A 16,629-nucleotide genomic window follows, 5' to 3' on the forward strand; every position below is an offset into this window, starting at 1 on the left:
ATCGCGCTAATCCGGTTCAAAGATTGACTTCAGATCCCGATAACCACTAATGACCCGCAAAATCTCAATGCCGTCGCCGAAACGAACATAAAACACAATGTAGTTGTCCACGACAAATCCCTTTAAACCAGGAATTAGGTCGTCATAAGATCTGCCTGATTCTGGAAAACGTGCGGTTAACTTTGCTCGTTGGCGAATTCGATCAAACAACTTCGCAGCAGCTTCAACGCTATAGTTTCCTAGATACTCGAAGATCTCTTCTAGATCAGCGATCGCATCTTCAGAAAATCGATAACTCATTCCTGCGACTCGCTCATCTGACGAAGCCTTGCCTGGAATCGTTCAAACACGACTTCTCCGTCTACAACTCGTCCCTGTTGTACTTGTTCCAATCCAGACAAGAGTTTCTGACGCAAAGCTTCACGCTTACTCTCTGCGTCAAATGTATCAAAACTTGGATCAGCTCCTAATGAGACTTCCAAAGGTTGATCCATCTCACGATCGCACAATGCTCGAATCAATTCTTGCTGCTCTGCGTGAGACAGTGCCTCGATCGACTTCAAAATTTCTATTACTGCTGAAGTCATATCTCACCCCACAGTTCTTCTCTGCCCAGTTTATCACGTGCATTTCAAGACGCAACTTCAACAGCCTTGAGCATTGCTACCATTTCTGCTCGTGATGAAACTTCTAACTTGCGAAACATTCGCTTAAGTGCTTGCTTTACTGAATTTTCAGTAATCCAAAGCTTTGCGCCAATCTCTGCATTGGTCAATCCTTGAGCGACGAGTGTTGCAATTTCGAGTTCTCGATCGGTTAAGCGATCGCTCTGTAAGCTCGTCGATCGCACCGTGGCAACCCAAGTCGAAAGATGCAAACAAATCGCACTCAAATCAATCAAATTCTGTGTATCAAAAGCTTCCATGTCTTGCGTGCGCGTAAATCCCACCCCTCCAATTAGCTTGCCTCGATTCACAAGCGGGCCTGCTAAGACATGCCAATGATCCGGGCGCGGGCAAATTAATTTCCAAGTTTTTGGTGAAATGGCTTCATCATGTACCGGAGAATGTCGATCGACTAAATACCGCACAACCGGATTGTAATCAGCCGAAAGCGCCGTTTCAAATACCTTTTGCAGCTTGGGATCAACCATCGGCAACTGATCAAAGAAAAAGAGACCCGATCGAGTTGCCGTGAAATATTTCCCTAAATTCGGAATCACCTGCGATCGCAGTTCTCGCTCGTTTTTAGCAGTGGAAATCGCTTCAAATAAAGGTTGCAAATTTGCCATAAGAGTACTCGATCGAGGTCTAGGCGTGAATGAGTTCTCCGTTTAATTTAGCAATAACACTGCTGAGCAACACTGAAATGATGACTCACATTCACGCCGAAACATCCAGTAATCGGCTCCAGATCGGATTTTATGCGCTTTCGATTCTCTTTAATCTCTGTCTGATTGCCCAAGTTCTCACAGTTGGTCTTGCCTACTTCTACAAAACCGACTGGTGGAACATTCACGTTTTACTAGTTCGAGGATACAGTGCTCTTTCTCTGATCCTCTTGGGCTATGTGTTTCTCTTCGCCTTTCCTCAACGAGTCCGAATTCTGACGATTAGCTTGCCGATCTTGCTCGGACTGCAATTTCTCACCATTCATCTCAAAACATCTTTGCCGATCGCAGTGTTTCATCCTTTAATCGGCTTCTCGCTGCTTTCTGTGTCTTCAACGCTTGTCCATCGGGTCGGGCGCGTTCTTTTCCCAAATCTTGATCAGGAGTCATAACAATGTACGCTCATCCTGAAGTTCTAGTCGATACGCAATGGCTTCAAGAACACTTAACTGATCCGAATCTCCGAATCTTAGAAGTCGATATGAGTCCTGATCTCTACAAAGATGCTCATATTCCGGGTGCAGTGTTTTGGAGTATTTTCGATGATTTACTGCTGCCGAATCTAGGACAAAATTTAGATGCTATCGCATTCCAATCTCTCCTTTCTCGCTCTGGTATTACTCCAGAAACAATGGTCATTGCTTATGGGAGCTATCCCGGTACTGGAGCCTGGATCTTCTGGCTTTTCAAACTCTTCGGACATGACAATATCCGCGTTCTCAATGGGGGATATCAGACATGGAAAGCAGAAAATCGCCCGCTTGCCGCAGAACTCTCGACCGTTTCTCCAGTTCCAGAAAAAGCAGTTGCACTGAATCCCGATTTGAGAGTCTTAAAAGAAGAAGTTCAAACTGCGATCGACAATCCCAATACAGCGTTACTTGATGTTCGGACGCTCGAAGAATTCCAAGGCAAAATCTTTCTGAATCGACCGCCAACTGGGAACGAACGAGGTGGACATATTCCCGGTGCAATTCACATTGAACACCTTGCAGCGTTGAATCCAGACGGTACATTCAAATCGTTTGAGGAACTTCAGAAGCTCTATGGTGAAAAGGGTATTACCCGCGATCGAGAAATCTTCCCTTACTGTGCGATCGGCGGTCGTTCTGCCTTCGTCTGGTTTGTCTTAAAGTACCTTCTCGGCTTTCCCAGAGTCCGAAACTACGACGGCTCTTGGAACGAGTGGAGTCGAATTCCAAGCCTTCCTATTGAGTCATAATGATTCAACGAAGAATCTCTGTTATGGTTCTTCGTTAAATCATTATGACCAACAAAGCGTTCTGGAACTTTAGACATTCAACTCTCCTAAAGTATTCGTAATACTTGTGGCTTCAAACCATTCATACTGCCTTTCAAAATGGAAACGTCATGATTTGATTAGTTCATTCTTCAGCTGTAGATGCTTCCCAAATTAAGATAATGGCATCGATCGCTTCACCAATTGGAAGATTCTGAGCAAGAATCAAAACCCTGGAGCTTGTCTGCACTGTAATAAATTGACCAAATTCAATTGGTATTGTCTTACGATCGTGCGTTACTAACACTCTGTTATCTCTTGACGCAAGTGCCAGAACTTCTAAGTCTTTTATTCCTTCTAACCCCGCTTCATTCGCTGAACGAAAATCCAGTCTTGGCTCTCTGCGAACTGTTCCAGTTACAATGGCTTGTCTCAAATCAGCATCAGCCTGAAATCGAATTTCTGTCATACTGCATTGTGCTTTTGAGCTTGAGCCGCTTTCAATTTCTCATACAGTAACGGATTCTTCTCTTTACAATCCTGTTGTAATTGCTGAAACTCTGCTTCACCTGCTTCCAGATAAGCATCAATTAACTTTCGGTTGGCGAGATAGAATGCGATCGCACCATAGACCTGTTCCAACGAAAGCAACGGAAAATTCTGAGCAATACTTTCAGGTGACTCTCCATCTAAAAATGCATAAACAATCGAATCGAGAGAAATACGAGTGCCTACGACCCAATACCCTGTCTCTCGCTGTTCAATATAGGACTTTGCCAAAATAGGAGCCAATGCCATAAGAGAACCTATCCTTTTGTTGCCTAAATTTTAGACGCAATGCTTTACTTCATCCTAGAAAATTGCCGCATCTTCCAACCAAAAAAAGGGGGCATCAAACTGATGTCCCCTCTGTGAGTTATAAAACCCTAAACTTAGCTAGCAATGTACTCGCGCACATTCGCCTTGCGACGACGTAAATGATCCAAAGCTTGCCGCTCTAGCTGACGAACCCGTTCCCGGCTCAAGTTTAAGCGATCGCCGACTTTTGCCAGCGATAACTCGTGCCCATCTTGCAAGCCATAGCGCAAGTTCAGCACTTCCTTCTGCTGCGGAGTCAAATCCGTCATTAACGTTTCAAGATCCTGACGGAGCAAGTCTTGAGTCAAATAAGCATCCGGTGAAGGACCATTATCCTCAAGTAACTCTTGCAGTTCAGTATCTTGATTATCTCCAACTCGTAAGTCTAGCGAGACAGGCTGACGAGACATCAATAAGAACTCCCGAATCTGTTCCGGCTCAAGCTCTAATTCAGCCGCGATCTCAGCCGCCGTGGCACTGCGCCCTAATTTCTGAGCTAACTCGCGCTGAACTCGCTTAATCTTATTCAGCTTCTCCGTAATATGAATCGGTAATCGAATCGTCCGGGCTTGCTGAGCGATCGCTCTTGTAATCGCCTGACGAATCCACCAGTACGCATACGTCGAGAACTTATACCCACGAGTCGGATCAAACTTCTCTACGCCACGCTCTAAGCCAAGTGAGCCTTCCTGAATCAAATCCAAGAACTCTAAATTACGCTTCTGGTACTTCTTCGCGATCGACACAACCAGGCGCAGATTCGCTTCGATCATCTTCTGCTTAGCGCGACGACCCCGTTGAAAAATACCATTCAACTCAGAATCACTGAGATGAACATGCTCAGAAAACTCCTGCTGCGTCGGCGCGTGACCCAGCTTCTTCTCAAGCTTTTCTTTCTTCTCTTGCAAGGTCATCATCTGCTGAACCTGCTTCCCGTAGAGAATCTCTTGCTCGTGTGTCAACATCGGCACACGACCAATCTCATGCAGATACGTCCGCACCATATCAGCCGTATAGGTGGGGCTAGGAGTGGATTTAGATTTGGTATTGGCAGTAGCCATGTGCAGTCAACTCCGTGAAATGAAAACTTTAGACAACAAACTCGAATCGATTCCAAGCCGATACAGGAATGAAATGCTGTTTAACTCCACCCTGGGAAGGGGGATAAATCTTTAGCACGCTTACAAAATAAGGGGTACAAGCACGAACAGCCGAAAGTGTAGCGGTGAGGTTCAGGACTCTAAATCGAAGTCGTTTCGACTTTACTTAATGATAAGACGAATTCTAAATAAAGTAAAGAGCCTTACAGGGAAATTACTCAGGAATTTCAGCAAATATTTAGCTTTCCAAAGTAAATTGCAAGACATGGGCATTACCCTAAAACTTCATTTAAAACTTGGTGAATTGATTCTTCTATAATGACGGTTTGATTTACAGTTGGATAGAGTCTCTAGAGAGGGATAACCGTACTTTTTTAAGTGCTGCTGTTATGATTTCTGACTTGCGCATTTAGAGAATGTTCCAGTGAGCCAAACCCCGTATCCATCAACTGGTCTATGGATTTCATTCTGACAGTTCAATCCACAATTTATTGTGAAAAAATGGGGACATTTTAGGCTACTTTTCAGATATGAAATTGAAGTGTCATTAAGGTGACGATTTCATTAAAAACTGGATCAAGTCTGCAACATTGGTCAGCTTAAAACAAAGAGCAATTATACTTATCGAGAACCGTCATCGGTTTTGCGACGCGGGTCGGTATCCCGATGAGGTTCGGAGCTTTTCGTTGTGGTTTCCTGGCTATTCCTTCAGGTAGGTATTGCTGCTGCGACTGACCAATTGGGTGCATCGAGTCGATTGACTGGGCTTGCGATTTTAGGCTCGATCGCTGCTCATTCTGCCCAAACTTAATCGCTGTTTTAGCGTGCTAATCTACGATCGCATTCAACAACACTTCTGCCAAACTCATATCTGCCATATCATCCATCGTCACCGTGTCGCAGATATCAAACTTTGCTCCTACACTTTGAAGCTGATCGTCGAGAACCTTCAAGAATTTTGTCGCACTGGCATCTGAGCCAACTTGAATGAAAGAAATGGCTAATTCTTCATCGCGTTCCATTTTCTGTGTCGCTTGCACGATCGCTTCAATCACGGCTCGGCGATCGTCCGGCTCACCATCGGTAATGACTAAAATGGTTTCTCCAGTTTTGCTCTGCCCTGTGGCTTTGCGGCGAAAATAATCTTCGGTGGCATCCCGCAACACTGCTGCCAGATTGGTCGAGCCAACCGGATCGTTTTCCATAAAAATCTGTGCGACTTTGCTCGCCGTCACATTTTCGTACCGTCTGAATCGGCTAGAAAACGTATAAACCGTAATACCATCGGGATCAAACTGCTCGCATTTGCGCGCCAGTGCCAGCGTTGATTCTTGGGCTGCTTCCCAACGACTGCCGCCCCCAATTTGATCATTGGTAGACATACTGCCACTTTTATCCAAAATCAAGGTGTAGTCTCGATTTTGCAAAGTTTCAAAATTGGGCACGGCACATCTCCTATCGTCTAATTGCTATCCAGCACTGGGCTTCGATCCCGTCATCCCCATAATTTCGTAGCCTGCATCGACGTAGATCACCTGACCCGTGATCCCGCTTGATAAGTCACTACAGAGAAATGCTGCGGTATTCCCGACTTCGATCTGCGTCACAGTTCGACGTAACGGCGCAACTTCTTCAACGTGGTGAATCATATCGAGAATGCCACCGACTGCCGAGGAAGCCAATGTCCGAATCGGACCTGCTGAAATCGCATTGACTCGAATATTGTTCTGCCCTAACTCATTTGCGAGGTAGCGCACGTTCATTTCCAATGCTGCCTTGGCAATTCCCATGACGTTATAGTTCGGGATGACTTTCACACCACCGAGGTAAGTCAGCGTCACGATACTACCGCCTTCGCTCATTAGAGGTTTTGCGGCTCCAGCTAGTTGCACCAGCGAGTAAGAACTGATATCCAACGCCAGCGAATAACCCGCGCGCGACGTTTTGGAGAAATCGCCGGATAAATCATCTTTGCTAGCAAATGCGAGACAGTGGATCAGAATATCCAACTTGCCCCATTTGTCTTTCACGGTATTGAATGCGCTCTCAATCTGTGCGTCATCTTGCACGTTCAACGGCAAGAACAAACTGGGATTGAGCGGCTCGGTCAAGTCGGCAACTTTCTTTTCCGCTTTGCCGGTTGCATCCGGTAGATAGGTGATGCCAATATTTGCGCCTGCTTTGTGTAGCTGCTGAGCGATGCCCCATGCGATCGAGCGGTTGTTCGCGATTCCCGTTACAAGTGCGTTCTTTCCAGTCAGGTCTAGCATGGTCTTCTACCGTGTAAAGCATTTATGAGGATAGCAGAAAGGGATCCCTCTCGAACTGCTCTTCGCTGACGCGATCGTCCCAAGCTTGGCGGATCGAGGATCGAATTGCGTCATTTCTCAGTTCGGTTTTTCTGCCAGCGAATCCTCTCTGATTCTGGTTCGGAATCCTTCATGATTCCTTAATGCCTCGTCCTAGAATATTCGTGCTTTCACGGTATGATCTGTGGAAATTATTGGGTCTGCCCAGAAGATTCCAGTAGATCGACTCGAAATTGCGCCTTCTTCTTAGAGAATTTACTGAGTTTTCTGAAGATCAAAGCGAAATTGTAGTTTACGACACTAAAACAGATCATAGACTCAGTTTTAGTGGTCTAAAGTCATCGATTGCTTACATAGACTGTTAGACTTCCCAGCTTCACTCGATACGACAAGGAAAGAAATGGTAGTGACCAAGGATAAACCGCTTGCAGCGATGTTTCGTCAGATTGGAGGGGGAGCATATCCTCCTGTTGTAGAGACGTTTGAACGCGGTAAGACCATCTTCTTTCCGGGCGATCCGGCGGAGCGGGTCTACTTTCTCGTCAAGGGTGCGGTTAAACTCTCACGGGTGTACGAGGCAGGAGAAGAAATTACCGTCGCGCTGCTGCGAGAAAACAGCGTGTTCGGGGTGCTTTCTCTGATCACAGGACAACGTGCCGATCGCTTTTATCACGCAGTTGCCTTCACCCCTGTCGAATTGCTGTCTGTTCCGATCGAACAAGTTGAAAAAGCGCTCAAAGACAATCCCGAACTCTCAATGCTGATGCTGAAAGGCTTGTCGTCGAGAATCTTACAAACTGAAATGATGATTGAAACGCTGGCGCACCGAGATATGGGATCGCGTCTTGTGAGTTTCCTCCTGATTCTGTGTCGTGACTTTGGTGTGCCCTCACAAGAGGGGATCATGATTGATCTCAAACTGTCTCACCAAGCGATCGCTGAAGCAATCGGCTCGACTCGCGTCACAGTCACCCGCTTACTGGGAGATTTGCGTCAGGACAAAATGATCTCAATTCACAAGAAAAAAATAACCGTTCATAATCCGGTAACGCTTAGTCAACAATTTACCTAATTCGATTAGAATTCAGTCCTGAGTGACTCACGCGAATCATAGAGCGAGCAGTCATAATGAAAGGCAAAGTCTGAAAGTGCCCTTAGAGTGCAGTATGTCTAGGGGTTTGTGGGAGCGTCATGTCCGATGTCGGGCTAATTCTAATTTTGGTGGTGTTGGTGTTAGGAGGGGTGATCGCGACAGTCGGCGATCGCTTAGGAACGCGCGTGGGAAAAGCCCGCCTCAGCTTGTTCAATCTCCGTCCCAAACAAACAGCAGTTGTCGTGACGATTTTGACGGGCACGCTGATTTCTGCCTCTACGTTAGGCGTTTTACTGCTTGCGAGCCGCACCTTTCGAGAGATGGTGTTGAACTTCGGGCGAATTCAAGCCGACTTGCGGGCGACAAATCGCGACCTCGATAAAGTCACGGCTGATCTCAAAACCACAGATCAGCGAAAAGCTGAGGTTGAGAAAGATCTAGAGCAAGCGCGATCGGAACGTGCCCAAATTGAGGAATATCTCAAGCGCCTCAATGCCAATCTTCAAGTTTCAGTCGCTCGACAACGAGAAACCGATGCCCAACTTCGCAGGACAGAAGCGCAGCGAGATCTCACCCGCAATCAGCTAGAAACAGTTTCTCAGCAAGCACTTTCGCTCCGCAACGAAATCAATCAGCTGGAATCTGAGCAGCAGGCGTTAATTGAACAACGGGATCAGGTGAAAGCCCAAATTGCGGAACGAGATGCGCAAATTGCGGAACGAACTGCCCTGATTGAAAAGCGCGATCGCGAAATTAATGAGCGCGATCAAGTCATTGCTCAACGCGAAGCAGAATTGAAAACCCTGGAACAGCAGAGAGCTTTTCTCGTGGCAGCCGTTCAGCAAATTCAGCAAGATGTGGAACAGATTCGCCGAGGTGATCTGGCAATTTTTCGGACACAAGTGCTGTCTTCAGGCGTTGTGCGCGTCGTCGAACAAGGTGGAGCCAAAGCAGCAGTCGATCAATTACTGCAATTGGCAAATCAGACCGCGATCGAGTCGCTTCGCCTGGGGCAGAACAATCAGCAAATTGTGCAAATCCCGATTGCGGAAGTGCAAAACCTCATTCAGCAAATTCAAGATGGTAAAGATTATCTGGTGCGGGTGCAAGCCGGGGCAAATTATGTTCTCGGTGACGACCGAGGTGTTGTCGTGAATATGAGTGCGGTGCCGAATCAGGTTGTCTTTTTAGCAGGAGATACGATCGCGACTCAAACGCTGGAACCGTCTAAACTGTCCCCCCAGGATTTTCAGAAAACCTTACAAGACCTAATTGCAGCTTCTAATGCCCGTGCCCGTGTCGCAGGGGTGATGAATGACAGACTAGAGGTTGAGAAACTGTTGAGTCTGGGATCTTTTATCGATCAGCTTCGCCGCTATCCGAATTCGATTGAATTGCGGGCAGTTGCATCGGATGTGACTTACACAGCGGGACCGCTCAAAATAGAATTAGTAGCGGTGCAGGATGGGCAGGTTGTGCTGCGGGCATCGAATTAGCAATCTGTAGACAGAACAACGGCAAGAGGTGAGTATGGCGGAACAGCCCGTTATTCTGGGATTTGATCCAGGGCGACAAAAATGCGGAGTCGCAGTGATGGGAGTCGATCGCCGAATTTATTATCATCAAGTGATCTCGTCTGAAGAGACGATTTCGACGATCTCATCTCTGAGGAGTCAGTTTCCGATTTCGCTGTTGGTCATGGGTGATCAGACTTCTTCTAAAACCTGGCGGCAGAAGTTAGAGACTGATCTCAGTGAGCCGATGCGAATTATCACCGTCGATGAGCGCAATAGTTCGCTAGAGGCGCGCGATCGCTATTGGCAAATGTATCCACCGAAAGGGCTAACGCGGCTGATTCCTGAAGGGATGAGAACGCCGCCGCGACCGATTGATGACATTGTGGCAATTTTGTTGATTGAACGGTATTTGGGACGGCTGGTGAGTGGAGGAGTAGGGGAGTAGGGAGTGGGGGAGTTCACAACTCCGCCCGAATCGTAAACGAATAATCCCCACCCGGTTCAAGCTGATAATCTTTCGCTTCCAAAAATCTCCCTAGCGGTTCCTTAATCAAGGCTCGTCCGAGCGAAGGCTGAATGTTCAGCAATCCGCGTCGAAAATGCCAATGAAACTGCCACTCATATTCGTTTGCTCTGACCTCGCCTTCGATACTGCCCTGTTGCCAGGACTGGCGCAAAATGCGGACATGGGCAGTGGTTTCAGGGAGACGTTTGCTCATGATGCAGACTTCGACTCTACAGATTGATTGTTGTAAAGGCTCATGGCTTTTTCAACCCCTTGCTTGAGACTGAGTTCGACGGCGCTGACTGTGAGGTTTAAAACCTCATCGATCGCACCTTTCTCATTCGGGGCAAAGGTTCCTAAGACATGAGATACCGCATCTTTCTCGTTCGATTTGGCGCTACCGATACCAATTCTTAGGCGAGGAAATTTCTGAGTTCCCAGATGAGCGATCGCGGATTTCATTCCATTTTGCCCACCGGCTGACCCGGATAACCGCAATCGTAATCTTCCGACTGGCAAATCCATGTCATCGTAAATGACCATCACCGCTTCGGGTGGAATTTTGTACCAATCGATCACGGCTCGAATCGCTTGACCGGAATTATTCATATAAGTCGTCGGTTTCAGCAAGCGAATCTTGCCGACCGGACTCATTCCTTCTCCAAACCAGCCTTGGAATTTTTTATGTTCGGACAGTCCAATCTGCCAGAGTTTTGCTAAGCGATCGATCGCCAGGAACCCGACATTATGACGAGTATTTTCGTATTTGCTGCCAGGGTTTCCTAGCCCAACGATCAATTGCGGGGACGTTGCTTCGGAGGACATTAGGACTCTTTCTCGATCGGGGTGACAGCGACAGTCTCCTCAACCGTTTGAGGGTCTTCTGCCGGGGCGATTTTTGGTTTTTCTTCTAAAGTTGCTTCCATGGTCTGTGGAGCCGAGGCAGTCAGATTTTCTGCTTCGCGTTTGAATTCATTCTCAAATTCTTTAGAAGCGTCCTGGAAACTCCGGATCGCTTTACCCATACTGCGTCCAATTTCTGGCAGTTTTTTGGGACCAAAGACTAAGAGTGCCACGACGAGGATCAGTACCATTTCGGGTAAGCCGATGCCGAAGAAGTTCATATCGATCTCCTGATGTCAGTCAAGTAAAGGTGGAGTAGGGAGTGGGGATTCGATCTATTGTAGGGGTTCCCCTCAATCCCGCTCCTAAAAAAAAACCCGGAAAACTCCGGGAATGATTTTGCTAATTGCGTTTTTGGGTTTAGTTGCCCCAATCAACGTTAAAGCCATCGAGAAGCAATTCTTGGTTATAGATTTGCAGAATGATCAGCAGAAATACCAAGAAGAGTGCCATAAAGACTCCCATCAAAGGGGTGGTTCCCCATCCAGGTACAACTTTACCGTATTCAGAATTTAAAGGTTTTAGAATGTCTCCCAACCGAGTCCGCTGTGCCATGGCTCACCTTTATCGCTAAGTCTTGGAAAATGTTTAAACTCAATATATCAGCTTTGGGCGACGGCTTTCACAAGGGCTTCAAACAGAAGAATTGCAACTTTGCGCCGGGTGTAAGCGCGAGCCAATTTAATCTTGATGCCGCGCGGTCGTTCGTCGCTGCTGAGACTATAGCGATCAAGCGCGGTCTGGTAGATCTGGCGAATTTCGAGAATTCGGGGGTTTTGAGTTTTGCGGCGAACTTCGATTTGAGTAAACATCCACTGCCACAAGGCTTTACGACAGAGCGATGAGCCGCCTGTACGACGTTTTTTCAAGCTTGTGCCCGACTCTTCTCGCACTGGGGCAACGCCGATCGCTTTTTGAAATCGCCTCAGCGATAAATGTCGCGTGGTCGGTTTGCCCGATTTTTTGCCTTTAGCAATGCGAGTCTCAGGTTTGCCGTCGAGCAGAAAATCTTCGAGTGGATAGATCGTCGAAAGAAATAGAGCTGAAACGCGATCGCCAAATCCAAACTCTCGAAATACGGTGAGGTAGGGAGTGAAGCGATCGTCACTCTGAATCAGATGAGCAAGTTTTTGAGCGAGTTCTCTTTCCTCTCGAAAGCAAGCAGTTAGCGCTCGCGCCTGCATCTGAATTTCATCGTTTAGCCCAAATCCAATCGATTCAGCCAGCAGTCGATCGTAGCGCTTGGATTGACGTTCACCCGCGAGCCATCCCCAGAATAAGGGCGAAGCATCGCAGTTGATATTCATCTTTTCTGGGAACGCCTGCGCGAGGTCTTGCCGCAGGCGATTGATGATGGGAGCTTTTCGGCGATCGAGATGCTGAAGTCGCAGGGTGAGAGCGCGGATGGCTTGAATTGTGGAATCGCGCCGTCTCACGTAGTCGTATTTGGTGCGCTTGAATGGGTCAAGCCCATAGCAGGCAAGGGCGAGGGAATCGGCAAAGTCATCTTTGTCAGGAAGTCCAAGCGATTTTCGATAGGCGCGCAGCTTGGCATGATCCACAGCGCGACATTCAATTCCGGCTTCTTCCAGGCGTGCAACCCACACCGCAGAGTAAGCGATACCCGTCGGCTCATAGATGGCAATTTCAGGGCTGAGTGCAAGCAGCTGGTTCAGTCCGGCGCGGTTGAGTTGAAATTCGTGAAAGTTGTATTGCTGGTAGAACGTCTGTGGATGCGGTGGGATTTCGGTGAGTAGACACGCGACAACTCGATCGCAGCAGACATCTAGCCCGATCACACGGTAGGTATTCATGACTGGTATGAGCGACGTAGTTTTTTTGAGTCAATCTCAGCCTAAGAGTCGCCATAGTTTCCTAGCTCAATATGCAGGCGTTGAGATTGATAAAAGACTTGAGCCGCGCTTAATCTTAGCGAGAGGCATTAGAGCCTACTTCACACTGAAAGCGCTTAGCTTTAAGTCACGGAGGACAACCGCGCTTACGAGTTCAAAAAGGCAATGCCTACCTCAACATTAAAGCGCGATTGACTCATGCCGCGACAGACGTAATCAGGCATTCAATCGAGGGATTTAAACATCCGAATTATGTCTGTTTCATTTGCTGAGTTTGGCAAAATCATCAGGCGGACTGAAATCGGACGGGTTTCGGATAATTTTCGGAAAAGTATCGGAAAGTCTGATCGGATGGAAATCCGCTAGGCTTTTCCGTCCGAGTCCGATTTGTCCGAAAATCCGAAGTTTGTCCGAACGGACAGATTAAAGCGTTAGGAGAAGTCGCCATTCTTTCTGATCAGAATTGCGCCATTCCCCTGCTTGAATTCCGGTCAATGCTGTTAGTAATTGCCTCACTTGCTCAGTGTTCAAGCCGTATTTTTTAGCCCAGTTTGAGCGCAATTTCTCAACCGTAATCCATCCTTCTGGATCGCTATATTGCGCGCCTTGACCGCTGAGATATTCAACGCATAGCCAACCAATATCACCACACGCTTGCATCACGTCCTGCTTGAGTTTCAGTAAGTAGGTGGCTTGTTCTGGCGGTGCAAGTTCAGCGTGTGGAGTTGCACCCCACGCTGGCGATTGCTCCGGATAGAGGTTGCCTAACTCCTGCATCTGCTGATTGTGGTCAAGATCCATCGTTGCCAGGTTGCGATGATGCTGGTTCATCATGCTGTGCGAGATTTCTCGCTCGATCAACGACTCGGTGAGTTCCTGTCTGCGTCCTTCTTTCTGCCACTTGGGGAGAATGTGCAGAGCGTGAATAAAGCAGAGAATCGGAATTAGAAAAGTGAGCAGCTGAATCGACGGCGGCAAGATTTTGGCAAAGCAGATAAGGATGAACCAGGTAAAACAACCTGCGGCAAACGTGACTGCCCATTGTTGCCCGTAGTCGGCTTGAGGCATCCAGGTCATGAAGCGAGCCATCCGATTAGACCTCCGATGGTGAATGTCAGGAAAAGTGCGATCGCTAAACCGAGTGAGGTGTCCTCCCCCCATCCAAAGTGCTGATCGAGCAGTGGACCCGCGAAGTAACTCATGAGGGTGAGAACGAGCAGGATGAGAAGAACAACCCATAATCCGATCGCGAGTGGGGGAAGGTGGCGCGCCATTAGCCCAATAAAAGAACTAAGAGCTAGACCTAACCCCAGTAGGGTTGCGAATCTAGCTATTTTGAACATGTTTGATTAGCTCCAGCGGTTGCTTACGTCGGAGTAGAGCGCCTGATATTCCGAGACTTTCAGCTGTGCATCATGGTGAGACGCGCCCAGGCTGTAGCCCATTTGAGCGTATGCCGGGGTGAGGTTGTAGAGCGTCTTTGCCTTGCTGACATCGGCTTTTTTCTTGGTGGCAGTTGTGCGAGCCACAGTGGTTTGATAGGCGCGGAAACTGGATTGATCCGCTGCGTCTGAGGATTCAATCGAGCGCAATGCCTGATAAGCTTGACGGTTGTTTTTCGCCTGACGCTTGCGAGTGGCGGCGGTGATTCTCAGTTTGTCTGCTTCTTCTTGGGTGAAGTTGCGATGTCTGCTGACAACTTTCTCGGTGCGAATTTCACTACTGTCGCCCGGATTCCAGGGAGTAGGCGCGCCGCTGGCGACATTCATCACGTCATTGGGGGTCATGATTTGATTAACCTTTGACATTTTGCCGTTTGAACTTCCGAGTCTCATTTGATGTGCTCCTTAATTTGCAGAATGAATTTAGCGATTGCAGAAGGCGAGACAGTTGGTGGGAACCACTTTCTCTTGAGTGACGATCACAGGCTTTTCGATAATTTGCGGCTGAGCCGTAGCAGCAGCTGGCGGCGCGATCAAGTTGACAGCGACGTGAGTAGCGGCGGCGATCGCGACGGCAGCCATACCGACTGCGAACCAGAACAAGCCATCTTTGTCAGAGAGCAGCTTGACCAACGCAGAGTCAGGAACCAGCCGATAGTCTGTGCCATTGTGTCGATAGACCGGGTAATCGGTCGGTTTGGTGCTGTGCCATTGAACTGGCTGATGTTTGGTTAGATTTGCCATGATAGGAATGAGTAGATTTGCACGAACAAATAGGCGATCGCGCTTCTGTGGAGAAAGCACGGTCGCCTATTTCATTGATTGAATTCTGAAGTTACTTGCATAATTGGATTGCTCCGTCTGGGTGATGCTTGTACGGGGCTAGGGGGAGGTAAACTCCCCCGAATTGAGAATTTAATTTTGGCTGCGATCTCACCTCCTATCGAGTTACTGTTTGCGCTGAAGTGTAGAGACGACTACGCTTCAGCGCTTTTATTTGTGAACCGATCGGGCAGATCGCCAAGTTCGCACTGCAACAGATCGCAGAGCGCTTTGACCTGCCAAATGAACAAGCGCGGCTCTTCCCTGCCTTTCTCCCAGTTCCTAACCGTGTGGTCAGTCACTCCGAGGGCATCTGCTACAGCCTTTTGGGTTACTCCAGCCTTTTTTCTAAGTTCCACAAGCGCCTTTCCTGAAGACTCTTTAGACATCTTACCGTAAGTGGGCTTACGCGAAAGCTTGCTTACGGTAAGATGTTAAGGTCTACCGTAAACTGACTTACGCTTTGACATCGACGCGGGGCGAGATTTGCCGTCCTTCCCCGTGTCGCTACCCAATGATCCAACGAATCAGGGAGTTACGCCTGTTTCTCTCTTCCACTGCTAGAAAACGCTGACGGAATTAAGTCCAAAAAAAGCGCGATCGCACTTTTCCCGAAGAAATGCGATCGCGCGCTTACCTGAATTGAGGCTATCTCACTCATGACTAACCAAGAAATCATCGATCGATTACGCCGTCTCACGACTTGGCTCGCAGAAGACCATCAGGAACAAGCAGCCGACCTACTTGACGAACTGAGCAGCCGACTCAGTGATCAGGTCATAACTATGAATCTTGGCATCACGGGCAGTCCAGCAATTCTGGCAGCCGCGATCGGCAAAATCATCACGGACAACACCAGCGAAGCCGACTTAGAGCAGCTGCGCAACGACCTAATGCTGAGCCTTGCCAATCGACCGGACTAAAAAAGCGATCGCACTGCCAGGCAGTGCGATCGCTCAAAAAACAATTCTTGACTTTGTAACCAAAGGATAGCTTATGCAACTCCAATCAAGACCAACGAATCGCGACGCTGATATTTTGGCGGCGATCGCGCTGGAATTTGGGGACTACCTTGAATTTCTCACCTCATCGCAGCGACTTGAAGCCTTACTCCTGATTTCGCTCGCAACCTATACAGGCTCGATCCATCTGGCAGCAAATCATTTTGCTCTGTCCATTTCCACGATGTCACTCCCCCGAAAATTCGGTTTACTGGCGGGGCGACTGTCGAGAGATGGACGGCTCACTTTGTCGATCGCGCTGGCTCAATCTTTGAAGGACTACCCATGAATGATTTAGAGCAAAACCGCATTCGTCGGCTAGAAAACCACGTCAGCATCTTGATCACCCAACTTGCCATCACAAACACCGATTTGTGGCACGTGGTTGGAGAACTTTACAACCTCTACGACCCGAGTCATCCCAGAGCCATCGAGCTGAGCAAAAAACAGCTTTCAATTGGCAATCGGATTGAAGCGATTCGCTCGCTCGCCCCTCAGCCCAAAACCTTCTAACACTAAACAAGCCAGCAGGAAGACTCGACCCCTTCCCTGCTGGCTTGTTCCATGAATTTAATCATCTACCGACCCAACAAATA

The 16,629-nt window shown here is 48.0% G+C and carries 27 protein-coding genes; 9 read left to right on the forward strand and 18 right to left on the reverse strand.

The annotated features are described in order from the left end of the window. Nucleotides 1-6 precede the first annotated feature (6 nt). From LEPBO_RS0126015 to LEPBO_RS0126025, 3 genes are read right to left on the reverse strand one after another with little or no spacing between them, the layout of a single operon-like run. Nucleotides 7-300, reverse strand: coding sequence for a type II toxin-antitoxin system RelE/ParE family toxin (locus LEPBO_RS0126015; protein ID WP_017290526.1), 294 nt, complete (start codon nt 298-300; stop codon nt 7-9). Continuing rightward, the gene (locus tag LEPBO_RS38365) at nt 297-587 is read right to left on the reverse strand and encodes a hypothetical protein (protein WP_017290527.1); all 291 of its coding nucleotides are present in this window, start codon (nt 585-587) and stop codon (nt 297-299) included. Before LEPBO_RS38365 ends, LEPBO_RS0126015 begins: the two co-directional genes overlap by 4 nt. A 44-nt stretch (nt 588-631) precedes the next feature. Beyond that, nucleotides 632-1,291, reverse strand: coding sequence for a helix-turn-helix transcriptional regulator (locus tag LEPBO_RS0126025; RefSeq protein WP_017290528.1), 660 nt, complete (start codon nt 1,289-1,291; stop codon nt 632-634). A gap of 29 nt (nt 1,292-1,320) precedes the next feature. On the opposite strand from LEPBO_RS0126025, the gene LEPBO_RS0126030 reads away from it, so the two are divergent. Both LEPBO_RS0126030 and LEPBO_RS0126035 read left to right on the forward strand, forming a co-directional pair. Next, on the forward strand, nt 1,321-1,782 hold the full coding sequence (locus LEPBO_RS0126030; protein ID WP_017290529.1) for a DUF6220 domain-containing protein: 462 nt from the start codon (nt 1,321-1,323) through the stop codon (nt 1,780-1,782). 2 nt (nt 1,783-1,784) lie between these two features. Continuing rightward, nucleotides 1,785-2,612 (forward strand): sulfurtransferase, encoded by an 828-nt coding sequence (locus LEPBO_RS0126035; protein WP_017290530.1) that lies wholly within the window; start codon nt 1,785-1,787, stop codon nt 2,610-2,612. 163 nt (nt 2,613-2,775) lie between these two features. On the opposite strand, the gene LEPBO_RS0126040 is transcribed toward LEPBO_RS0126035, so the two are convergent. From LEPBO_RS0126040 to LEPBO_RS0126050, 3 genes are all read right to left on the reverse strand, one after another. Then, the gene (locus LEPBO_RS0126040) at nt 2,776-3,099 is read right to left on the reverse strand and encodes a DUF5615 family PIN-like protein (protein ID WP_017290531.1); all 324 of its coding nucleotides are present in this window, start codon (nt 3,097-3,099) and stop codon (nt 2,776-2,778) included. Then, a complete protein-coding gene (locus LEPBO_RS0126045; protein WP_017290532.1) occupies nt 3,096-3,428 on the reverse strand; it encodes a DUF433 domain-containing protein in 333 nt (110 codons plus the stop codon). Before LEPBO_RS0126045 ends, LEPBO_RS0126040 begins: the two co-directional genes overlap by 4 nt. A gap of 134 nt (nt 3,429-3,562) precedes the next feature. After that, on the reverse strand, nt 3,563-4,549 hold the full coding sequence (locus tag LEPBO_RS0126050; RefSeq protein WP_026148934.1) for an RNA polymerase sigma factor, RpoD/SigA family: 987 nt from the start codon (nt 4,547-4,549) through the stop codon (nt 3,563-3,565). Nucleotides 4,550-5,276: 727 nt separating this feature from the next. On the opposite strand from LEPBO_RS0126050, the gene LEPBO_RS44565 reads away from it, so the two are divergent. Further along, nucleotides 5,277-5,399, forward strand: a complete 123-nt coding sequence (locus tag LEPBO_RS44565; protein ID WP_263970838.1) for a hypothetical protein — start codon at nt 5,277-5,279, stop codon at nt 5,397-5,399. A gap of 16 nt (nt 5,400-5,415) precedes the next feature. On the opposite strand, the gene LEPBO_RS0126065 is transcribed toward LEPBO_RS44565, so the two are convergent. Continuing rightward, a complete protein-coding gene (locus LEPBO_RS0126065; protein ID WP_017290535.1) occupies nt 5,416-6,033 on the reverse strand; it encodes a vWA domain-containing protein in 618 nt (205 codons plus the stop codon). Nucleotides 6,034-6,057: 24 nt separating this feature from the next. After that, the gene (fabI, locus tag LEPBO_RS0126070) at nt 6,058-6,858 is read right to left on the reverse strand and encodes an enoyl-ACP reductase FabI (protein WP_017290536.1); all 801 of its coding nucleotides are present in this window, start codon (nt 6,856-6,858) and stop codon (nt 6,058-6,060) included. A 439-nt stretch (nt 6,859-7,297) separates the two neighbouring features. Between fabI and ntcA the strand changes: the two genes are divergently transcribed. The 3 genes from ntcA (at nt 7,298) to LEPBO_RS0126085 (ending at nt 9,952) form a co-directional block, all read left to right on the forward strand. Beyond that, nucleotides 7,298-7,969, forward strand: a complete 672-nt coding sequence (gene ntcA, locus LEPBO_RS0126075) for a global nitrogen regulator NtcA (RefSeq protein ID WP_017290537.1) — start codon at nt 7,298-7,300, stop codon at nt 7,967-7,969. Nucleotides 7,970-8,088: 119 nt separating this feature from the next. Then, nucleotides 8,089-9,486 carry a DUF3084 domain-containing protein gene (locus LEPBO_RS0126080; protein WP_017290538.1) on the forward strand — a complete coding sequence of 466 codons (1,398 nt, stop codon included), beginning with the start codon at nt 8,089-8,091 and terminating at the stop codon, nt 9,484-9,486. A 34-nt stretch (nt 9,487-9,520) separates the two neighbouring features. Next, complete coding sequence (locus LEPBO_RS0126085) at nt 9,521-9,952, forward strand: RuvC family protein (RefSeq protein ID WP_017290539.1); 432 nt, start codon at nt 9,521-9,523, stop codon at nt 9,950-9,952. A gap of 13 nt (nt 9,953-9,965) precedes the next feature. On the opposite strand, the gene LEPBO_RS0126090 is transcribed toward LEPBO_RS0126085, so the two are convergent. The 10 genes from LEPBO_RS0126090 to LEPBO_RS0126135 all read right to left on the reverse strand — a co-directional run bounded on the left by LEPBO_RS0126090 (nt 9,966) and on the right by LEPBO_RS0126135 (nt 15,391). Continuing rightward, nucleotides 9,966-10,226 carry a DUF3146 family protein gene (locus LEPBO_RS0126090; protein ID WP_017290540.1) on the reverse strand — a complete coding sequence of 87 codons (261 nt, stop codon included), beginning with the start codon at nt 10,224-10,226 and terminating at the stop codon, nt 9,966-9,968. Continuing rightward, entirely contained in the window at nt 10,223-10,837 is a 615-nt protein-coding gene (pth, locus tag LEPBO_RS0126095; protein WP_017290541.1) for an aminoacyl-tRNA hydrolase, read from the reverse strand. The genes LEPBO_RS0126090 and pth overlap by 4 nt, the downstream gene beginning before the upstream one ends. Further along, entirely contained in the window at nt 10,837-11,136 is a 300-nt protein-coding gene (locus LEPBO_RS0126100) for a TatA/E family twin arginine-targeting protein translocase (protein WP_017290542.1), read from the reverse strand. The genes pth and LEPBO_RS0126100 overlap by 1 nt, the downstream gene beginning before the upstream one ends. Nucleotides 11,137-11,275: 139 nt before the next feature. Then, nucleotides 11,276-11,470, reverse strand: coding sequence for a photosystem II reaction center phosphoprotein PsbH (gene psbH / locus LEPBO_RS0126105; protein ID WP_017290543.1), 195 nt, complete (start codon nt 11,468-11,470; stop codon nt 11,276-11,278). A gap of 47 nt (nt 11,471-11,517) precedes the next feature. Beyond that, a complete protein-coding gene (locus tag LEPBO_RS0126110) occupies nt 11,518-12,729 on the reverse strand; it encodes an IS110 family transposase (protein WP_017290544.1) in 1,212 nt (403 codons plus the stop codon). A 462-nt stretch (nt 12,730-13,191) separates the two neighbouring features. Further along, on the reverse strand, nt 13,192-13,857 hold the full coding sequence (locus LEPBO_RS0126115; RefSeq protein WP_026148940.1) for a hypothetical protein: 666 nt from the start codon (nt 13,855-13,857) through the stop codon (nt 13,192-13,194). Continuing rightward, nucleotides 13,842-14,042, reverse strand: coding sequence for a hypothetical protein (locus tag LEPBO_RS0126120; protein WP_144056276.1), 201 nt, complete (start codon nt 14,040-14,042; stop codon nt 13,842-13,844). The genes LEPBO_RS0126115 and LEPBO_RS0126120 overlap by 16 nt, the downstream gene beginning before the upstream one ends. 75 nt (nt 14,043-14,117) lie before the next feature. Continuing rightward, on the reverse strand, nt 14,118-14,603 hold the full coding sequence (locus LEPBO_RS0126125; protein ID WP_144056277.1) for a hypothetical protein: 486 nt from the start codon (nt 14,601-14,603) through the stop codon (nt 14,118-14,120). 30 nt (nt 14,604-14,633) lie between these two features. Further along, nucleotides 14,634-15,014: a hypothetical protein gene (locus LEPBO_RS0126130; protein ID WP_017290548.1), complete on the reverse strand. Its 381-nt coding sequence runs from the start codon at nt 15,012-15,014 to the stop codon at nt 14,634-14,636. Nucleotides 15,015-15,187: 173 nt separating this feature from the next. Continuing rightward, nucleotides 15,188-15,391, reverse strand: a complete 204-nt coding sequence (locus LEPBO_RS0126135; protein WP_239741226.1) for a helix-turn-helix transcriptional regulator — start codon at nt 15,389-15,391, stop codon at nt 15,188-15,190. 300 nt (nt 15,392-15,691) lie between these two features. On the opposite strand from LEPBO_RS0126135, the gene LEPBO_RS0126140 reads away from it, so the two are divergent. The 3 genes from LEPBO_RS0126140 to LEPBO_RS0126150 all read left to right on the forward strand — a co-directional run bounded on the left by LEPBO_RS0126140 (nt 15,692) and on the right by LEPBO_RS0126150 (nt 16,546). Continuing rightward, nucleotides 15,692-15,955: a hypothetical protein gene (locus LEPBO_RS0126140; RefSeq protein ID WP_017290550.1), complete on the forward strand. Its 264-nt coding sequence runs from the start codon at nt 15,692-15,694 to the stop codon at nt 15,953-15,955. A 73-nt stretch (nt 15,956-16,028) separates the two neighbouring features. Beyond that, the gene (locus LEPBO_RS0126145) at nt 16,029-16,322 is read left to right on the forward strand and encodes a hypothetical protein (protein WP_017290551.1); all 294 of its coding nucleotides are present in this window, start codon (nt 16,029-16,031) and stop codon (nt 16,320-16,322) included. Beyond that, a complete protein-coding gene (locus LEPBO_RS0126150) occupies nt 16,319-16,546 on the forward strand; it encodes a hypothetical protein (RefSeq protein ID WP_017290552.1) in 228 nt (75 codons plus the stop codon). The genes LEPBO_RS0126145 and LEPBO_RS0126150 overlap by 4 nt, the downstream gene beginning before the upstream one ends. Nucleotides 16,547-16,629: the final 83 nt, after the last annotated feature.

It is taken from the genome of Leptolyngbya boryana PCC 6306 (assembly GCF_000353285.1).
GTDB classification, from domain to species: Bacteria; Cyanobacteriota; Cyanobacteriia; order Leptolyngbyales; family Leptolyngbyaceae; genus Leptolyngbya; species Leptolyngbya boryana.